This window comes from Pseudoalteromonas sp. DL2-H2.2, assembly GCF_021532535.1.
GTDB classification, from domain to species: domain Bacteria; phylum Pseudomonadota; class Gammaproteobacteria; order Enterobacterales; family Alteromonadaceae; genus Pseudoalteromonas; species Pseudoalteromonas rubra_A.
In genome coordinates, this window is record NZ_JAKGBD010000002.1 from 457,390 (window position 1) to 476,915 (window position 19,526).

Sequence of the window (19,526 nt, forward strand, 5' to 3'; positions counted from 1 at the left end):
GATAGGCCCTTAGGAGATATCTGACAGTGCTAATTTGGCAGGAAAGAGTGCTAATTTTAGCAAGCGAGTGTGCTAAAACAAAATCGCTTAGCACACTCACTACAAAACCACTTGGCGCCCTACACTTTATCCGGTTCGATTTCCTTTATGTACTTTTGCACAGACAAAAAGGAACCCACAAAGCCTAGCGCCACTGCCAGCAGCAATAAACACAACAACTCAGAACCCGACAGGCCCTGCAACACAAAGTTGCTCTGATATACGCCAACCACCAGTGCAACAGCAGACTCTAACCACCACAGCATCAGCATAACGCATATAAAGGCAATTAATCCGCCAATGATCCCATACCAGATCCCGGTCCACAGAAATGGCGTGTGAATAAAGGTGTTCGTTGCGCCGACCAGTTTAAGTACCTGGATCTCTTCTTTCTTATCCATTATCGACAGGCGAATGGTGTTACCTATGATCAGCACCACGGCAGTGAGCAGGAGTAAGCCTATGGTGATTACGCTTTCTTTGAGCAGGCTGAGCAGGGCATTAAGACGCTCCAGCCACTCAATATCCAGCTTACCAAACTCAATCTCTCGTTCCTGCTCCAGCTTGCTGAGCAACGCCTTAGCAGCCTGAGCGCTGCGATGACGTACCGTCGGAGTCACCAGTACGACACTGGGCAAGGGGTTTTCTTCGAGGTAATCCAGTGCCTGACCAAACCCGGAGATGGTTTTGAACTCTTCCAGTGCTTTATCTTTGCCAACAAAGCTCACAGTGTCTATTTCGGGGTAAAGCGCCAGCCGCTTAACCAGGGTTTGTGTTGCCTGCTCGCTGACACTCTCTTTTACAAACAAAGAGATCTCGGCGGCTTCCTGAAAGCCACTACTGACCTTTTGCACGTTTTTAACCACCACATACAGTGTGGTTGGCAGCGTCAGGCTCAGACCCAACACCAAAATGGTCATCATGGATGCCATTGGGGTTCGCCACATTTCGCCTAAGCTGTGCACGCCCTGGCGCAGGATGGTAATAATGAAGAAGTAACACTTTAGAAGCACGGACTTGCTTTGCTTGTCGTTTTGCGTGCCGCGACCTTTAAACAGTAAACTCATAGCGTGTCTCCCGGCAGCGAAGATCCCAACAAGGGATCCTGAATTAAGCGACCGTGATCCAAAGTCAGGCTGCGATATTTCATCCGCGCGATCAGCCCCAGATCATGGGTGGCAATCAGGACTGACGTGCCATGGCGGTTAAAGTCCTCAAACAGTTTGAGAATTTCCATCGACAATTCCGGGTCCAGGTTACCGGTTGGCTCATCTGCCAGTAATAAAGGCGGCGAATTAACAATCGCACGGGCGATGCCAACACGTTGCTGCTCACCGCCGGATAACGTGCTCGGCTGACATTTTACCTTATCTAACAGGCCAACTTTATCCAGCGCGGCATGCACCCGTTTGGTCATATGTTTATGGTGCGTGCCCTCAATCACCAGCGGCAGCGCCACGTTGTCGAACACGTTATAGCGCTCAAGCAGGCGATGATTCTGGAAAATAATGCCAATATCACGGCGAATGTAAGGTACCTGACTGTTTTTGATTTGATTCAGGTCGACCCCATTGATGGCAACTCGCCCGGCAGACGGGCGCTCCATCAGGCTGATCAACTTAAGCAGGGTACTTTTACCCGCACCACTGTGGCCGGTCAGAAACGCCAGCTCACCTTTAGTAAGCTCAAAGCTGACCTTTTCCAGCGCCCGGTGACCACCGGGATAGGTTTTACTGACTTGCTCAAACTTGATCATTGCCTGCCCTGCTATTGTTATCTACTTCCGATTTTCCTGCTTCCGACGCACGATGCAGGAAAAACATCTGGTTATCAGCCCTGATTATCAGTCCTGATTATCAGTCCTGATTTTCCTGGCTAAATAATGCCTCAATAAAGTCATCACTCTTAAAGGTGCGCAGATCATCGATGCTTTCGCCCACACCAATGTAGCGGATCGGCACCTTGAACTGATCGGCAACGGCGAAGATCACCCCACCCTTTGCGGTGCCATCCAGCTTAGTCAGCGCAATACCGGTCAGGCCCACGGCCTGATCAAACAGCTTCACCTGACTGATGGCATTCTGACCTGTCCCTGCATCTATGGTAAGCATCACTTCGTGTGGTGCATCCGGATCGAGCTTTTTCATCACCCGGGCTATTTTTTCCAGCTCCTGCATCAGGTTATCTTTATTTTGCAGTCGGCCTGCCGTATCTGCAATCAGCACGTCCACATCACGGGCCTGCGCAGCCTGGAAGGCATCAAACACCACCGAGGCACTGTCCGCGCCGGTATGCTGAGCAATGACAGAAATATCGTTACGCTCGCCCCACACTTGCAGCTGCTCAACGGCCGCCGCACGGAAGGTATCACCCGCGGCCAGCATCACAGACTTACCCTGGGCCTGGAACTGCTTAGCCATCTTACCGATTGTGGTGGTTTTACCGACACCGTTAACCCCTACCATCAATATCACAAACGGCTTTTTAGTAGCCGGGATCTCCAGCGGTTTTTCAGCTTCTTTCAGAATATCTGCCATTTCCTGCTTCATCAGGTCGTACAGGGCATCACCGTCTTTCAGCTGTTTACGATCTGCTGCATCGGTCAGGCTGTCGATCAGCTTCATGGTGGTATCAACACCTATGTCCGCTGTCAGGAGCTGGGTTTCAAGATCTTCAAATAGCTCATCGTCGATCTTCTTGCCACGGAAAATATTGGCAAAGCCGGAGCCGATATTGGTCTTGGTTTTTAACAAGCCCTGCTTAAGACGCGCAAAGAAGCCTTTCTTTTTAGGCTTCTCCTGTTCATGAGCCTCACGCTCGGCCTGCTCTTTGGCTAACCGTTCAGCTTCTTCACGCTCTGCCTGTTCTTTAGCTAAACGCTCGGCATCGATGCGCTCTGCCTGTTCTTTGGCTAAACGCTCGGCTTCTTCACGCTCTGCCTGTTCTTTCGCTAACCGTTCGGCTTCTTCACGCTCTGCTTGCTCTTTAGCTAAACGCTCGGCTTCTTCACGCTCTGCCTGCTCTTTAGCCAAACGCTCGGCTTCTTCACGCTCTGCCTGCTCTTTGGCCAAACGCGCTGCTTCTTCACGCTCGGCCTGCTCTTTTGCTAAACGCTCGGCTTCTTCACGCTCTGCCTGCTCTTTTGCTAAACGCTCGGCATCGATGCGCTTCGCCTGTTCCTCGGCTAAGCGAGCGGCTTCTCGTTCAGCTTCTTGCTGTTTTTTATCTGACTTTCCGAACCCTAACCAGGATAGAATTTTGCTCTTTTTACCCATAACTCGCTAAATACCGTTTTAGTGTGCAATCAAATTAGTGAGAACTTATTGGCGCAGATGATCCATGCGCACAGGCGCTGTGGTGGAAGACCTGACAGGCCATGTGCATGGCTGATAACAAGCTCTGTCATTATTGCCCGACAGTGTACCATGTTCCAATAGGATGAAAAATCACAGCTTAATGATATCTGCGCGGATCGCACTGAGGCGCAGCAATAAACCTTGCTCCACCTCACCCTGAATGCGGTATACTGGACGCTGTCATTTGCGTGTAGTGGGTAAAAAATGAGAAAGCAGCAGTCAAAAAAGCCGGTATCCGGGCATATCCGATTGATCAGTGGTCGATTTCGCGGGCGTAAGTTGCCCGTTAAAGATGTTGAAGGGCTGAGACCAACCACCGACAGAGTAAAGGAAACCGTGTTCAACTGGCTGATGCAGGATGTCAGAGATGCCAAGGTACTGGACTGCTTTGCCGGTTCCGGCAGCCTTGGCTTTGAGGCCTTGTCACGGTTTGCCCACAGTGGTGTGTTTTTTGAATTTGACAAACAGGTAACGCAGCAGCTGCAAGACAATATCGCAACGCTTAAATTAGACAATGCCCAGGTCGAGCAAGGCGATACCTTAGCTAAACTGGCTGTTCAGGCTCCCCAGCAATTCGACTTAGTGTTTGTTGACCCGCCATTTCGGCGCGATATGGTGCAAACCAGCTGTACGTTACTTGAGGCCAATCAATGGCTCAGCGAAGACGCCCTGATTTATGTCGAGTTTGAACGCGAAAATACCCCAGAATTCCCTGCAAACTGGACCCTATTAAAAGAAAAACTCGCCGGGCAAGTGTGCTGCCGACTCTATCAACGCGCTTAATGGTCACCGTACAGCAAGGCTAAATAGCTGAAATAATGGGCAGTTTAGTATAAATGCTCTCGCCCGGTCGCGCATCTGGTCTCGAGCATGACAGTTGCGGTAATTTTAACTATAATTTGGTCTTTACATGCGGTGATGCTTCGGCTTACAATACCGCACCATTTTTGAACCAATTGACCGTTTTTTGGTCGGTTAGAGCAAAGCTCACTAATTAGGTAGGTGAATTTTTAATGCCAGTAATTAAAGTAAGAGAGAACGAACCGTTTGACGTAGCACTTCGTCGTTTCAAGCGTTCATGTGAAAAAGCAGGTATCCTTTCAGAAGTTCGTCGTCGCGAGCACTATGAAAAGCCAACAGCTGAGCGTAAGCGTAAGAAAGCGGCTGCTGTTAAGCGTCACATGAAAAAGCTTTCTCGCGAAAACGCACGTCGCGTTAAATTATACTAATCGCTGCGAGTCTTGCATATGAGCCTGTTAGCTACGTTAAAAGACGCGCAAAAAGCAGCAATGAAAGCCAAAGACAAACCTCGTCTTACCGCTATTCGTGCTGCCCTTGCTGAAGTTAAGCAACGAGAAATCGACAACCAAACGACACTGGACGACGCAGGTATTACCTCCGTTTTAGTGAAGCTGGTAAAGCAACGCCGCGATTCTTATACTCAGTATAAAGACGCTGGCCGCGAAGACTTAGCCGACGTAGAAGCTGGTGAGATCACTGTGCTGGAGTCCTTCTTACCTCAACCTTTGAGTGAAGAAGAGATAGCAACATTGATCGATTCTGCAATTGCCGATACCGGCGCCGCTGGCATGCAGGACATGGGCAAAGTAATGGGCGTGATTAAAGCAAAAGCTGAAGGTCGCGCTGATATGGGCAAAGTTTCAGGTTTAATCAAACAGAAACTTAGCGCATAAGCCCCGCATCAAGTATGATTATGAGTAAACCGAGCCTAGCGCTCGGTTTCTTCGTCTAAGCGATAGGGTAAAAATGGCAGGAAAAATTCCAAGACAATTTATCGACGACTTGTTGGCCAGAACCGACATCGTTGAATTAATCGATAACCGTATCGGTCTGAAAAAAGCCGGCAAAGATTATCAGGCCTGCTGCCCTTTTCATAACGAGAAATCCCCCTCTTTCACCGTCTCTCGTGACAAGCAGTTTTATCACTGTTTTGGCTGTGGTGCTAACGGCAACGCGATTTCATTTTTAATGGAATACGACAAGCTGGAATTTGTCGACGCCATCGAAGAACTGGCCGGTCAATTCAGCCTGGAGGTCCCCAGAGAACAAGGTCTGGGCGGGCCACAGCGTAGCTTTGAAGAAAAAAAATCCGACTACGATCTGATGCAGCAAACCGCGCGCTTTTATCAGCAGCAACTTAATCAGCATCAGAAATCCGCAGAGGTTAAAGCCTATATTGCTGGGCGTGGTTTATCCCAGCAAACCATAGATAAGTTTCAAATGGGCTTTGCGCCGCCCGAGTGGGATCAGCTGATCCGCACGCTGGCGCGCAACCCGGCGCAACGCCAGCAGTTGGTTGAATTGAAACTGGCAACAGAAAAATCACCGGGCCGTCAGTTCGACTTTTTCCGCGACCGACTGATGTTCCCAATTCGCGATAAACGCGGCCGGGTGATCGCCTTCGGTGGTAGAGTCATGGGGCAAGATCAGGGCCCTAAATATCTCAACTCGCCGGAAACTAGAATTTTCCATAAGAGCTTTGAGCTATATGGCTTTTATGAAGCCAAACAGGCCCACCGCCAGCTGGCGCAAGTGCTGATAGTCGAAGGCTATATGGATGTTGTAGCCCTCAGTGAGTATGGCATCGATTATGCGGTTGCCGCACTGGGCACAGCCACCACGGCAGAGCATATGCAGACCTTGTTCCGCAACACCGATCAGGTTATTTGCTGTTATGATGGCGACCGGGCCGGTAAAGATGCCGCCTGGCGCGCATTGGAGCACGCCCTGCCCAATCTGAAAGACGGCAAATCACTGCGCTTTGTGTTTCTGCCCGATGGTGAAGATCCGGATTCCTTAGTACAACAAGAAGGTAAAGACGCCTTTGAGCAGCGACTGAAAGACGCCGAAGACTATAGCAAAGTGCTGTTTGCCCGACTGTCGGAACAATGCGACTTAACCACGGATGCCGGCAAAGCCAAACTGCTCAGTGAGGCACTGCCGCTGATCGAAAAAGTGCCCAGCGAATATTATCAGGAGTCGTTGCTGAGCACGCTGGCACGCCTGATCGGCCGCACCCGAGAGCAACTGAGTGCCAAACTGGCAACGCCGCGAAAGCAGCATACCATTGAGCGTAAGTTTAAAGTCACGCCCATGCGTCGGGCCATTGGGCTGCTGTTGCAGCACCCGAGTCTGGCATCAGTGGTTGAGCATCTGCCGGAGCTGGCAGAGCTGCCCTTACCGGGTATGCGCCTGTTCCTGACATTACAGGCCACCTGTTTATCACGACCCGATTACACCACGGCACACATCCTTGAAGCATTCAGGGATACGCCTGAATATTCGGCCCTGAACAAGCTGGCAACCTGGCAGCATAATATAGATGAAGAAAAGCTCATCGATGAATTTAAAAATACTTTTCAGTTTATTGAAGATCAGTGTTTAAATTTACGCCTTGAGACCTTATTAATAAAAGACAAAACCGAAGGTCTAAACAGCGATGAACGGCTTGAATGCGCACTCCTGACTCAAGCGTTAGGTGCGCGAAGAACTGGTCAAAAATAATTTTTGCTGTTATAATGTTCTATTCACTGCGTCAACCAAAATAGTGTGGTTTTTAGCTGACGCCCGTTGTAACAACTTTATCAGAGTGGAAGCAATAATCTCTATGGATCAAACTCCTCAGTCACAACTCAAACTTCTGATTCAGAAAGGTAAAGAGCAAGGTTACTTAACTTTTGCAGAAGTTAACGATCACCTTCCACAAGACATCATAGATTCGGATCAAGTAGAAGATATCATTAGCATGATCAATGATATGGGTATCCAGGTAGCAGAATCTGCACCGGATGCCGATGAACTGATGATGCAGGAAACCACGACCGACGAGGATGCAGCCGAAGCCGCGGCTGCCGCATTGGCAACGGTAGAAAAAGAGATCGGCAGAACCACAGACCCAGTGCGTATGTATATGCGTGAAATGGGTACGGTTGAGCTGCTGACGCGCGAAGGTGAAATTCAGATCGCCAAACGCATCGAAGAAGGCATTAATCAGGTACAGATCTCGGTTGCCGAGTACCCTGAAGCCATTACCTACTTGCTTGAACAGTGGGACAAATACGAAGCCGAAGAGATGCGCCTGAGCGACATCGTCTCTGGTTTCTTCGACTCGTTAGAAGACGATGAAGCCCCTATTTCAGCGACTCACATTGGTTCTGAGCTCAGTGAAGAAGACCTCGACGATGAAGACGATGATGGCGACGAAGACGACGACGATTCGGACGACGCAGATACGGGTCCGGATCCTGAAATTGCGCGCGAGCACTTCGAAGAATTAAGAACCCTTTACATCAATGCACGTAAGTGTTTTGAAGTAAAAGGCCGTGCACACCCGGATTCACAAGCAGCGATTGCCGAAATCGGCGAGCTGTTCCGTAAATTTAAACTTGTGCCAAAACAGTTTGACCGCATGGTTAACAACATGCGCGACATGATGGACCGCGTTCGTGTTCAGGAACGTATCATCATGAAACAAGCGGTACAGATTGCAAAGCTACCGAAGAAAACCTTCATCAAGCACTTTGCAAACAACGAAACGGATATGGCCTGGGTCGACGCTGAAATTGCAGCAGGTGATAAGCATTCTGCAAAATTAGCTGAAGTAAAACCAGAAATCGAACGTTGTGTGAACAAGCTGAGCGCCATCGAAGAAAGCACAGGCCTGAGCATTGAGCGTATTAAAGACATCAACCGTCGTATGAGCATTGGTGAAGCCAAGGCCCGCCGTGCGAAGAAAGAAATGGTTGAAGCCAACTTACGTCTGGTTATTTCAATTGCGAAAAAGTACACCAACCGTGGCCTGCAATTTTTGGATCTGATCCAGGAAGGTAACATTGGTCTGATGAAAGCCGTTGATAAATTCGAATACCGCCGTGGTTATAAGTTCTCGACTTATGCAACCTGGTGGATCCGTCAGGCTATCACCCGCTCTATCGCTGACCAGGCACGCACTATCCGTATTCCGGTGCACATGATTGAAACGATCAATAAGTTAAATCGTATCTCTCGTCAGATGCTACAGGAAATGGGTCGTGAGCCAAGCCCGGAAGAGCTGGCTGAGCGCATGATGATGCCAGAAGACAAGATCCGTAAAGTGCTGAAAATTGCCAAAGAGCCAATCTCCATGGAGACGCCAATCGGTGATGATGAAGATTCGCATCTGGGTGATTTCATCGAAGACACCACGATTGAATCGCCGGTGGATTCAGCGACAATGGAAAGCCTGCGCGGCGCGACCAACGAGGTACTTGCCGGCCTGACGGCTCGTGAAGCCAAAGTACTACGCATGCGTTTTGGTATTGACATGAATACCGACCATACGCTGGAAGAAGTGGGTAAACAGTTTGACGTAACCCGTGAGCGTATTCGTCAGATTGAAGCAAAGGCTTTGCGTAAGCTTCGCCATCCATCACGCTCTGACTTACTGAAGAGCTTCCTGGATGTGAAAGGCTAAGCGCCCATTCAAAATCATCAAAGGCCGCATTTGCGGCCTTTTTAGTTTACTCTGGGATCGATAGACCCGATTTATAAATAGGTAACAACTATGGCTTGGATCCAGATCCGCATTGATGCCGACAAAAACAGCGCCGACCATTACAGCGATCTGCTGATGGAGATCGGCTGCCCGTCTGTCACATATATCGACGGACAAAACAACCCCATCTATGAGCCTAAGCCCGGTGAAGTGCTGCTTTGGCCACAAACCATAGTGATTGGCTTGTTTGAGGCCAACCACGATATGCAGGCGGTTGTCGACTATCTGAAGACCACCAGTGATGCCCCACTTAAATACAAGCTGGAGCAGCTCGAAGACAAAGACTGGGAACGCGAGTGGATGGATAACTTCCACCCAATCAAATTTGGTGAGCGTTTGTGGATCTGCCCCAGCTGGCGTGACGTACCCGATCCGGATGCCGTCAATGTATTACTCGATCCGGGACTGGCTTTCGGCACGGGCACCCATGCCACCACAGCACTGTGCCTGAAATGGCTGGAACAACAAGATTTGAGCCGTAAAACCGTGGTCGACTTTGGCTGCGGCTCCGGGATCCTGGGGATCGCGGCGATAAAACTGGGCGCAGAGCGGGTGATCGGTATCGACATCGATCCACAAGCACTGGTTGCCAGTCGCGATAATGCCGCCCGCAATGGCGTAGCCGACCAATTAGAAGTGTACCTACCTGAGAATCAGCCGGAGTTTTCTGCTGACATCGTCGTAGCCAATATCCTGGCACAGCCACTCAGAGAGTTGCATGAGGTGATCCTCGGTTTCCTTAAACCAGGCGGCGAAATCGCCATGTCGGGCATACTCGAAGAACAGGCGCAGTCGGTAGCCGATGTCTACGCCCCTTTCCTGACACTTGAGGCCATTGCTCAGGAGGGTGAATGGACCCGAGTGAGCGGCAAAAAAGGTTAGTGCCTTATCACGCGTAAAGCCCTTAATTAACAGGCTTTACGCATTTTTTACAGTCCCTTCTTGCTCGCTTTGAAATGACAAACGGTTAAATTTAAAACAATTATGACCTTCAGTCAGTTTGTTATAAAAAGTCAACCCGTCAAGCTCAAAAAAAAAGCACTTATGTTCAATTTATAGCCTTTGATTTTTGCAAAAAAAACCGTAAACTTAGCGCCCCTTGAAAAGAGGCGGATTGAACAGCAGTGCGTATTGGTCCTTACCAACTTGAAAACAACTTAATGGTCGCGCCAATGGCGGGGATCACCGACAGACCTTTCAGACAATTGTGTCGGCGCTTAGGGGCCGGACTGGCGGTGTCAGAAATGTTGTCTTCAAATCCAAAGGTATGGAAAACCGATAAATCAATGAACCGCATGGATCACAGCGGTGAGTCGGGTATTCGTTCCGTGCAAATAGCCGGAGCAGATCCTGAGTTGATGGCGCAGGCGGCGCAGTTCAATGTCAGTAATGGCGCGCAGATCATAGATATTAATATGGGCTGCCCCGCGAAGAAAGTGAATAAAAAGCTGGCAGGCTCAGCGCTATTGCAATACCCGGAACTGGTGGAAGAGATAGTTCAGGCTGTGGTCAACGCAGTCGATGTCCCGGTCACTTTGAAAATCCGCACAGGATGGGATCCGGAAAATCGCAATGGCATTGAGATTGCTCGCATTGCCGAGCGTAATGGCATTGCTTCTTTGGCCGTACATGGGCGCACCCGTGCATGTATGTATAAAGGCAACGCCGAATATGCCACGATCAAAGCGATCAAAGCAGCGGTTGGCATTCCTGTAGTGGCAAACGGAGACATCGACTCTCCACAAAAGGCCAAACAGGTACTGGATTATACGGGCGCAGATGCCATCATGATTGGTCGAGCTGCCCAAGGTCGTCCCTGGATTTTCCGGGAGATAGACCATTACTTGCGTACTGGAGAAACGCTTGCAGCCCCGGAGTTATCCGAGGTACGCAGCATTTTGATGGAACACCTGGTGAATCTCCATCAATTCTACGGTATGCCAATGGGTGTACGCATCGCACGCAAACATGTGTCCTGGTATTTGCAGGCCCATGACCAAGATGGTCAATTTAGGCGAGTATTCAATGCTCTGGACGATGCCAATGCGCAGGTCGAGACATTAGAACACTATTTTGAAACACTAGCAGCTAACTAAGAAAGAGACATAAAGATGTTCGAACAAAATGTGACTTCTCCATTTATCACTAACGCTCATGTTCAGTCACAAGAGAAACCGCAACCACTTCGCGATGCAGTGAAAAAAGCTGTACACCACTACCTAAAACAGCTTAACGGTCAGGACGTACAAGACGTTTATGAGTTGGTTCTTTCTGAGCTTGAAGCACCACTACTTGAAGAAGTAATGACTTACACACGTGGTAACCAAACTCGTGCTGCCATCTTACTGGGTATCAACCGTGGTACACTGCGTAAGAAACTGAAAAAGTACGGCATGAACTAATCGCTTCCTGTCTACATTGAAAAAAGCACCTTAGGGTGCTTTTTTTGTTTTCCTACTTGCTCGCAGATTGTTGCCGCAAACAAAACACTTACCCGCCATTAAACAAGGACAGCGAAAAGCAACCTTTGTTTTTCTCAATCTCACTCACGCATTTTCAATCGTTTTCTGAGCCAAGTTAAGCTAAAATACAGCCCTTCTAAGCTAGCCCTTAACTTATCATTGAGGAAACCTGAACCATCATGGATATACATCGTCCAATTCGTCGCGCGCTGCTGAGCGTGTCTGACAAAACCGGTATCGTTGAATTTGCCCGCGCCCTGAGCGAGCAAGGCGTTGAACTCTTATCAACAGGCGGCACCTGTAAACTCATCGCCGAAAATGGCATTCCTGTTACTGAAGTATCTGACCACACTGGTCACCCGGAGATCATGGACGGCCGGGTCAAAACCCTACACCCGAAAATCCACGGTGGTATTCTGGCCCGTCGCGGTCAGGACGAAGGCGTGATGGCAGACAACAACATCTCAGCCATTGATATGGTAGTAGTCAACTTATACCCCTTTGCACAAACTGTTGCAAAAGCTGACTGCTCACTGGAAGATGCGATTGAGAACATCGACATCGGCGGCCCGACTATGGTGCGTGCTGCGGCGAAAAACCACAAAGATGTGACCATCGTTGTGAATGCAGCCGACTACGACCGTGTTATCAACGAGATGAAAGCGAATAATGGTTCAACTGAATACAAAACGCGTTTTGATCTGGCCATCGCAGCCTACGAGCACACCGCACAGTACGACGGTATGATAGCAAACTACTTCGGTAAAATGGTCCCGGACTACACCGAAGAAGCCGCTGAGGAAAGTAAATTCCCACGCACCATCAATATGCAGTTCACCAAGAAGCAGGATATGCGCTACGGTGAAAACTCGCATCAGGACGCAGCCTTCTACGTTGAGAACGACGTTGAAGAAGCCTCAGTGGCGACTGCGAAACAAATTCAGGGTAAAGCACTGTCTTACAACAACATCGCGGATACCGATGCGGCCCTTGAATGTGTCAAGAGCTTCTCAGAGCCTGCCTGTGTCATAGTCAAGCATGCCAACCCGTGTGGCGTAGCAGAAGATAAAGACATCCTGAGCGCCTATGACCGCGCATTCAAAACCGATCCGACCTCAGCATTTGGTGGCATTATTGCCTTCAACCGTGAGCTGGACGCAGATACGGCAGAAGCCATCATCTCACGCCAGTTCGTTGAGGTGATCATCGCGCCTAAAATCTCTGATGCGGCAGCACAGATTGTTGCGGCGAAGAAAAACGTCCGCTTGCTGGAATGTGGTGAATGGCAAACGGCAACAACCGGTGTCGACATCAAGCGTGTCAATGGTGGTGTACTAATTCAGGACCGTGACCAGGGCATGGTGCAGGCGAGCGACCTGAAAGTCGTGTCTAAGCGCCAGCCAACCGAGCAGGAGCTCAAAGATCTGATGTTCTGCTGGAAAGTCGCTAAGTTCGTTAAATCCAATGCCATTGTGTATGCCCGCGATGGCATGACCATAGGTGTAGGAGCCGGCCAGATGAGCCGCGTGTACTCTGCGAAAATTGCCGGTATCAAAGCCGCCGATGAAAACCTCGAAGTCAAAGGCTCAGTGATGGCTTCCGATGCCTTCTTCCCATTCCGCGATGGCATCGATGCCGCAGCCGAAGCCGGGATCACTGCGGTGATCCAGCCTGGCGGCTCAATGCGCGATGAAGAAGTCATTGCCGCAGCCGACGAAGCGGGCATGGCCATGGTCTTCACCGGCATGCGTCACTTCCGTCACTAATCGATGAGCGCGAAACCTTCACCGTTTCGCGCTTTTTGTTTGCGCTAATTTCCAGTATTGTGAGTCAAAGACAATCATAATAATGACAGTGAAGGAACTGACTATGAAATTTGCCATTAAATCTATCATCGCAGCAGGTATTCTGACCGCCCTGAGTGGCTGTAACAGCACCGCAGACAGCGGCGCATCCAGCGAGATCACCTCGGCGGTTGCCAGCGCAGAACGCAAAGCGGATAACCGTGCTCGTGACCAGTATCGTAACCCGGAGCAAACCCTGGCGTTTTTTGGCTTACAGCCAAATATGACGGTAGTTGAAATTGCCCCGGGTGGCGGCTGGTACAGTGAAATTCTGGCCCCGGTTGTTAAAGGCCAGGGCACACTCTACGCAGCACATTTCCCGGCGAACAGTGAAGGTTACTTCAAGCGCTCACTGGATGGCTTTAAACAGAAAGTGGCAGACGATGCACGCTTCAGTGAAGTCAAGATCACCGAGTTTGCACCTGGCACGCACACCAATATTGCACCTGCGGGCAGCGCCGATATGGTTCTGACTTTCCGCAACGTGCACAACTGGTATATGCGCCAGGGTGACGAAGGTGTGCTGTCGGCATTTCAGTCATTTAACAAAGCACTGAAGCCAGGTGGCATTCTGGGTGTGGTAGAGCACCGCTTACCTGAGCACCGCGATGATAAAGATCAGCAACGTTCTGGTTATATGAAGCAAAGCTATGTCATCGACCTCGCTAAACAGGCTGGATTCGAATTAGTTGCAAGCAGTGAAATCAACGCCAACCCGTTGGACAGTGCCAACCACCCGAAAGGCGTGTGGACTTTACCACCACGTTTAGCTTTGGGTGACGAAAAGGCCGAGCAGTACAAGGCCATCGGGGAAAGCGATCGAATGACCCTGAAATTCAAAAAGCTTTAATAGGAATCAATTGCCATGAATATACTCGTCATTGGCAGCGGTGGCCGTGAACACGCTCTGGCGTTCAAGGCTGCACAAAACCCATCTGTAAAAACTGTCTTTGTTGCCCCGGGTAACGCAGGCACGGCGCTTGAGCCAAAATTGCAAAATGTCGCCATTGGTGTGGAAGACATCGATGCACTATTGGCTTTTGCCAAAGAAAACAAAGTTGAGTTGACCATTGTTGGCCCTGAAGCGCCACTGGTGATCGGCGTAGTAGACAGCTTCCGTGAAGCTGGCCTGGCTATTTTCGGTCCGACTCAGGGCGCCGCTCAGCTGGAAGGCTCTAAGTCATTTACTAAGGACTTTTTAGCACGCCATCAGATCCCGACGGCGGCCTATCAGACCTTTGAAGAAATTGAGCCTGCACTGGCTTACGTGAAAGCACAAGGCGCGCCCATCGTAGTAAAAGCAGATGGTCTGGCTGCCGGTAAAGGCGTGATCGTGGCAATGACCGAAGCAGAAGCCGAAGAAGCCATTCGCGATATGCTGGCCGGTAATGCATTTGGTGACGCCGGTAGCCGCGTGGTGATTGAGGAGTTCCTTGAAGGTGAGGAAGCCTCATTCATCGTAATGGTCGATGGTAAGAACGTTTTGCCATTCGCCACCAGTCAGGACCACAAGCGCGCTTACAATGGCGATGAAGGCCCGAACACAGGCGGCATGGGTGCCTACTCACCTGCCCCGGTTGTGACCGCAGATATCCACCAGCGTATTATGGATGAAGTGATCACCCCGACCGTGGAAGGTATGGCAGCTGAAGGCCACCCTTACACCGGCTTTTTGTATGCCGGCCTGATGATTGCCGCAGACGGTACACCGAAAGTGATTGAGTACAACTGTCGCTTTGGTGATCCTGAAACGCAACCTATCATGCTACGTTTGCAATCAGATCTGGTTACCCTGATTGAAGCGGCAAACCGTCAGGAGCTGGACCAGACTGACATTCAGTTTGATCCTCGCGCCGCTGTGGGTGTGGTGCTGGCAGCTAAGGGCTATCCTGGCAGCTATCCAAAAGGCGATGCCATCTCTGGACTGCGTGTTGCTTACCCGGAAGGTGAAAAAGTTTTCCATGCAGGCACCAAGCAAGACGGTGACGCTGTGGTTACCGCGGGCGGTCGTGTATTGTGTGCCACCGCTTTAGGTCACACAGTAACAGAAGCACAAAAGCGCGCGTATGCGCTGGTGCAGGAGATAAACTGGGACGGTGTTGAATTCCGTACCGATATCGCCTATCGCGCCATTGCTCGCGAGCAATAAGTACGACTTATACAGCGGCTCAGTATTACGCTGGGCCGCTGCCTCATCAATCTCTGACCAGCCAATACGTTATAATTTGTAAACTGCCGCACTTATCTGTTGTATATTTAGGCACTTGCCACTACCCTAGCCCCAGAATAACACCCCATCAACAACAATAATGAGAGGAAGATCTATGAAATCGCGTAGTTTATTGCCTATATTGGCCTGCCTAACACTATCCACTCACGCTTTAGCAGACAACTCGCTCACCGTCGGCACAGGCTACCAATACGGCGGTGTGTTGGGCGCACAGTACAGCGCCAATAATGGCAAAAATCGCTTTTTTGGCTCACTGGGTCTGTTTGGTGCTGCCCTCGGTTATCAACGCATTATTGGTCAGAGCAATCACCACACTGTGGGTGCTATGTTCGGCTCAGAGGTATTGACCAGCGAGAAAGGCTTTGTCTCACTCACTTACAATTACTATACACAGGGTGTCAACAATAGTGGTTGGGTATTTGGATTGAGTGCCGGGGCCAGAAGAGAAGACAGCGGCAGTTTTTTTGCCGCAACGGACGATTCAGAGACCGAGGGCTATGCCTGGTTTAATGTGGGCTATCGGTTTTAAAACGCCTCCCCGACGATTACGCTTCACCTCTTAAACCGGCTTTGTTAGGATCGCCGTTTAACATCATCTTTAGGGGCGTAAAGATGCAAGGTACACTGCGTAAAATGCAGGCGACGCTGGGCACAGCTCAGGGGACGCCTGTTCAATATCACCTGCCGTTGGGTGATGAGCTATTGCCACTCAATGAATTAATTGGCAAACCCATTACCCTGACTTTCAGTGGTAATATCTTCTGCTGTAACTGTGGTAAAAAAACCAAGAAAAGTTACTCTCAGGGGCACTGTTTTGTGTGCATGAAAAAGCTGGCCAGCTGCGACATGTGCATTATGAAGCCAGAGACCTGCCACTATGATCAGGGCACCTGCCGTGAACCTGAGTGGGGTGAAACCCACTGTATGATCCCGCATTATGTCTATCTGGCGAATACCTCAGGGCTGAAGGTTGGCATTACTCGCCACACTCAGATCCCAACCCGCTGGATAGATCAAGGTGCTACGCAGGCTGTGCCCATTTTCAAAGTCCAGACCCGCTTACAGTCTGGTTTAGTGGAAGTGGCATTGGCACAGTTTATTGCCGATAAAACCAACTGGCGAAATATGCTTAAGGGCATTAACCCTGAGCTGGACCTCAAAGCATCCGCAGCAGAGCTTATTCCACAGATCCAGGCTAAGCTGGATGAACTGGCGGAGCTGTTTGGTGCCACGGCGATTGAGCGCCTGGATGAAGAAGTGGTCGATCTGACCTTCCCGGTTACCAGCTATCCGAGCAAGATCAGCTCCTTTAACTTTGATAAGGAGCCGGTGGTCAGTGGTATATTGCAGGGCATTAAAGGCCAGTATCTGATCTTTGATACCGGGGTTATCAATATCCGTAAATTCACCTCTTACGAAGTCTCGGTCAGCCTCGACTAAAAAGACACTGACGGGCGCTTAGCGCCCGCCTGCCAGACGCTGCAACGGGGCAGCCTCAAGCCCCCGCTGTGAGCGATAAAAATTCAGCCAGTCAGACTGAGGTAATGGGCGGCAATAATGATAGCCCTGCATGGTATGGCACCCCAGCTTTTGCAAAAACTTTTGCTGCACGGATTTTTCGACCCCTTCCGCCACCACATGTAAATTAAGCGCCTTGGCCATTGCCACAATCGCCGTCACAATCTCGCTGTTGCCATATTCATCGGGAATTTTAGCGATAAAACTGGCATCAATTTTTAGTATATCAATGGGTAGCTTGGTCAGATAACTCAGCGCCGAATAGCCTGTGCCAAAATCGTCCAGCGCAATCGAGACGCCCAGACTCTTGAGTTTCTTGAGCAGCACCTTGGCATCGTGCAAGTTACTGACAAAACTGGTTTCAGTCAGCTCCAGCTCCACATAACGACCGTCCAGATTGTGCTGCTCCAGCGCTTTGGCCATGGTCATTACCAGATCGCCCTGGCTAAGGTGGCTGGCCGAAATATTAATGGCAATGCGGCGTATATCCAGTCCCTCTTTCAGCCATTGTGCCATTTGTCGGCAGGCTTCGTTGATCACCCACTGATCGACCTTCACAATCAATCCCAGTTCTTCGGCCAGTGGGATAAACTGGGCCGGTGAGATGGTGCCCAGGTTGGGATCTTGCCAGCGCAGCAAACATTCTACACTCATGATCCGGCCACTGGTCAGACAGCGCAGTGGTTGATAATGCAGTTCAAATTCGCCCCCTTCCAGTGCACTTTGAAAGCGACTTAACATCGACAGTCGCTCTAATGAGCGGGCGTTCATCGACGCTTTGTATAACTGAAATGAATTACGCCCCAACTCTTTGGAGCGATACATGGCGACATCCGCATGTTTAAGCAGGCTTTCACTGTCAAGGCCGTCTTCCGGATAGATAGCCGCCCCCAGCGATGCCGTGGCTGCGACATTCAGCTCTCCCAGCGCAAAGGGCACACTGAGCTCACTGAGCACCTGATCGGCAAAGCTGACCACGTCGTCCATCTGCTCCACTTCGGTGAGCAGCACCACAAACTCATCGCCGCCAAGCCGCGCAAGCGTATCGCCCGGCTTAAGGATCGCCTTGATCCGCTCACTCACCTGACTGAGCAGCTTATCCCCGGCACTGTGGCCTAAGGTGTCATTGACCTCTTTAAAACGGTCCAGGTCAATGAACATCACGCTGAGCTTATGCTTATCCCGCTGCGCCGAGGCCAGTGCCATAGACAATCTGTCGTAGAACAAGCGGCGATTGGGCAGTCCGGTTAATTCATCAAAATAGGCCAGCCGGGCAATTTTTTCCTCGGCATTTTTACGTTCAGTAATGTCGCTAAAAATAGCGGCATAAAGCACATCATCGCTATAGGGTTCATTGATCTCAATAATGGTCAGCCACTCAACATAGACCTCGCCATTTTTACGCTTATTGCAGATCTCCCCCTGCCAGACGCCCTTATGGCGCAGCTCCTTCCACATGCGCTCGTAGTATTCCTGGCCATGCACACCTGAGCTAAGAATACTGGGGTTCTTACCCAGTACCTCATAATCCTGATAGCCCGTAAGCGCGCTAAATGCCGGGTTGATCTGGATGATCTCGCCATTGGCGCGGGTGATCATAATGCCGTCGAGTGACGCGTCGATGATCCGGTTCGCCAGATAGAGGTTTTTTTCTGATTTTTGCAGTGCCAGGTCTCGCTGTGCAAGGACTTTTTCCAGCTCGCTACAATAGGCCGTTTCTATTTCTGTCAGCACATTTTTTAGTGCCAGTAAGCCCATCACCGCATCTGAGCCGGGTTCGCGGATCACCAGGTGACGAATGGAACGGGCCGTCATCAGGCGGTAAGCATCAAACAGGCTGTCTTTGGGTGTCATGGATTCCATGGGGTAACTGGCCAGCTCCCAGCAGGGCATGCGCCAGTCCTGATTGAGGATCACATAAGCCACATCCCGCTGTGTGATAATGCCGTATTCAGCCAGTACTTGATTGTACACCAGTACCGCTGTGGTTCTGTCCCGGCGCATCGCATGAATGGCTTCGGAAATACAGGCCTCAGCATCTAAGGTGCTGATCTGAGATTCAAAATGATCTTCAATAGGCCGAAAGTGCAGGTAATGGTCCAGCCCCTGATTGCGCACAATATCAGACAGAGACACAACCCCCTGCGGCTGATTATGGGCATCTTTCACCAGCAGATGGCGGATCCCCAATTGATGAAACTTGATGGTGGCTTCACTGAGCGTTTGGTTGATTTGAATATCATGCACCGGCGCATTCATGATGTTGCCAATGGCGGTCTGTGCCAGACCACTGTGTTCAAAGTCCAGACTCACGCAGTCGGATTCCGTCCAGATCCCGGCAATTTTACCGTCCTGCTCAATAAATATTGAACTGACTCGCCGCTCTCGCATCAGACTCAGCGCGTCGTATAAACGCGTGGTGTAGTCACAACACAACAGGTTGTGAGAGTAAACATCTTTAATTTGCAGTTGACGTGTATCGCCCATCATAAGCACAGCCTCGCTTTCAGCCAATCTAATCGA

Annotated in this window: 17 protein-coding genes; 13 read left to right on the plus strand and 4 right to left on the minus strand. The window is 50.2% G+C overall.

The window, feature by feature from the left end; genetic code table 11:
* Nucleotides 1–119 precede the first annotated feature (119 nt).
* The 3 genes from ftsX to ftsY form a co-directional block, all read right to left on the minus strand.
* Nucleotides 120–1,106 carry a permease-like cell division protein FtsX gene (gene ftsX, locus L1285_RS04720; RefSeq protein WP_235411170.1) on the minus strand — a complete coding sequence of 329 codons (987 nt, stop codon included), beginning with the start codon at nucleotides 1,104–1,106 and terminating at the stop codon, nucleotides 120–122.
* A complete protein-coding gene (ftsE, locus tag L1285_RS04725) occupies nucleotides 1,103–1,795 on the minus strand; it encodes a cell division ATP-binding protein FtsE (RefSeq protein ID WP_046005060.1) in 693 nt (230 codons plus the stop codon). Before ftsE ends, ftsX begins: the two co-directional genes overlap by 4 nt.
* A gap of 100 nt (nucleotides 1,796–1,895) precedes the next feature.
* Entirely contained in the window at nucleotides 1,896–3,314 is a 1,419-nt protein-coding gene (ftsY, locus tag L1285_RS04730; protein ID WP_235411171.1) for a signal recognition particle-docking protein FtsY, read from the minus strand.
* Nucleotides 3,315–3,599: 285 nt separating this feature from the next.
* On the opposite strand from ftsY, the gene rsmD reads away from it, so the two are divergent.
* From rsmD to L1285_RS04795, 13 genes are all read left to right on the plus strand, one after another.
* Complete coding sequence (gene rsmD, locus L1285_RS04735) at nucleotides 3,600–4,178, plus strand: 16S rRNA (guanine(966)-N(2))-methyltransferase RsmD (protein WP_235411172.1); 579 nt, start codon at nucleotides 3,600–3,602, stop codon at nucleotides 4,176–4,178.
* Between the two features lie 230 nt (nucleotides 4,179–4,408).
* Nucleotides 4,409–4,624: a 30S ribosomal protein S21 gene (gene rpsU, locus L1285_RS04740; protein ID WP_010362466.1), complete on the plus strand. Its 216-nt coding sequence runs from the start codon at nucleotides 4,409–4,411 to the stop codon at nucleotides 4,622–4,624.
* 18 nt (nucleotides 4,625–4,642) lie between these two features.
* Nucleotides 4,643–5,089: a GatB/YqeY domain-containing protein gene (locus L1285_RS04745; protein ID WP_046004287.1), complete on the plus strand. Its 447-nt coding sequence runs from the start codon at nucleotides 4,643–4,645 to the stop codon at nucleotides 5,087–5,089.
* A 73-nt stretch (nucleotides 5,090–5,162) separates the two neighbouring features.
* Nucleotides 5,163–6,920, plus strand: coding sequence for a DNA primase (gene dnaG / locus L1285_RS04750; RefSeq protein ID WP_235411173.1), 1,758 nt, complete (start codon nucleotides 5,163–5,165; stop codon nucleotides 6,918–6,920).
* Between the two features lie 103 nt (nucleotides 6,921–7,023).
* Entirely contained in the window at nucleotides 7,024–8,868 is a 1,845-nt protein-coding gene (gene rpoD, locus L1285_RS04755; protein WP_046004289.1) for an RNA polymerase sigma factor RpoD, read from the plus strand.
* A 90-nt stretch (nucleotides 8,869–8,958) separates the two neighbouring features.
* Nucleotides 8,959–9,831, plus strand: a complete 873-nt coding sequence (prmA, locus tag L1285_RS04760) for a 50S ribosomal protein L11 methyltransferase (RefSeq protein WP_235411174.1) — start codon at nucleotides 8,959–8,961, stop codon at nucleotides 9,829–9,831.
* Nucleotides 9,832–10,073: 242 nt separating this feature from the next.
* Nucleotides 10,074–11,045, plus strand: a complete 972-nt coding sequence (gene dusB, locus L1285_RS04765) for a tRNA dihydrouridine synthase DusB (RefSeq protein ID WP_125716716.1) — start codon at nucleotides 10,074–10,076, stop codon at nucleotides 11,043–11,045.
* 15 nt (nucleotides 11,046–11,060) lie between these two features.
* Nucleotides 11,061–11,351: a DNA-binding transcriptional regulator Fis gene (fis, locus tag L1285_RS04770; protein WP_010374122.1), complete on the plus strand. Its 291-nt coding sequence runs from the start codon at nucleotides 11,061–11,063 to the stop codon at nucleotides 11,349–11,351.
* Nucleotides 11,352–11,590: 239 nt separating this feature from the next.
* On the plus strand, nucleotides 11,591–13,177 hold the full coding sequence (gene purH / locus L1285_RS04775) for a bifunctional phosphoribosylaminoimidazolecarboxamide formyltransferase/IMP cyclohydrolase (protein ID WP_235411175.1): 1,587 nt from the start codon (nucleotides 11,591–11,593) through the stop codon (nucleotides 13,175–13,177).
* A 103-nt stretch (nucleotides 13,178–13,280) separates the two neighbouring features.
* Nucleotides 13,281–14,105, plus strand: coding sequence for a class I SAM-dependent methyltransferase (locus tag L1285_RS04780; protein WP_235411176.1), 825 nt, complete (start codon nucleotides 13,281–13,283; stop codon nucleotides 14,103–14,105).
* A 15-nt stretch (nucleotides 14,106–14,120) separates the two neighbouring features.
* Nucleotides 14,121–15,404, plus strand: coding sequence for a phosphoribosylamine--glycine ligase (purD, locus tag L1285_RS04785; RefSeq protein WP_235411177.1), 1,284 nt, complete (start codon nucleotides 14,121–14,123; stop codon nucleotides 15,402–15,404).
* A gap of 175 nt (nucleotides 15,405–15,579) precedes the next feature.
* Entirely contained in the window at nucleotides 15,580–16,014 is a 435-nt protein-coding gene (locus tag L1285_RS04790) for a hypothetical protein (protein WP_235411178.1), read from the plus strand.
* 83 nt (nucleotides 16,015–16,097) lie between these two features.
* On the plus strand, nucleotides 16,098–16,925 hold the full coding sequence (locus L1285_RS04795; RefSeq protein WP_235411179.1) for a DUF2797 domain-containing protein: 828 nt from the start codon (nucleotides 16,098–16,100) through the stop codon (nucleotides 16,923–16,925).
* Between the two features lie 18 nt (nucleotides 16,926–16,943).
* On the opposite strand, the gene L1285_RS04800 is transcribed toward L1285_RS04795, so the two are convergent.
* Nucleotides 16,944–19,493 (minus strand): EAL domain-containing protein, encoded by a 2,550-nt coding sequence (locus L1285_RS04800; protein WP_235411180.1) that lies wholly within the window; start codon nucleotides 19,491–19,493, stop codon nucleotides 16,944–16,946.
* Nucleotides 19,494–19,526: the final 33 nt, after the last annotated feature.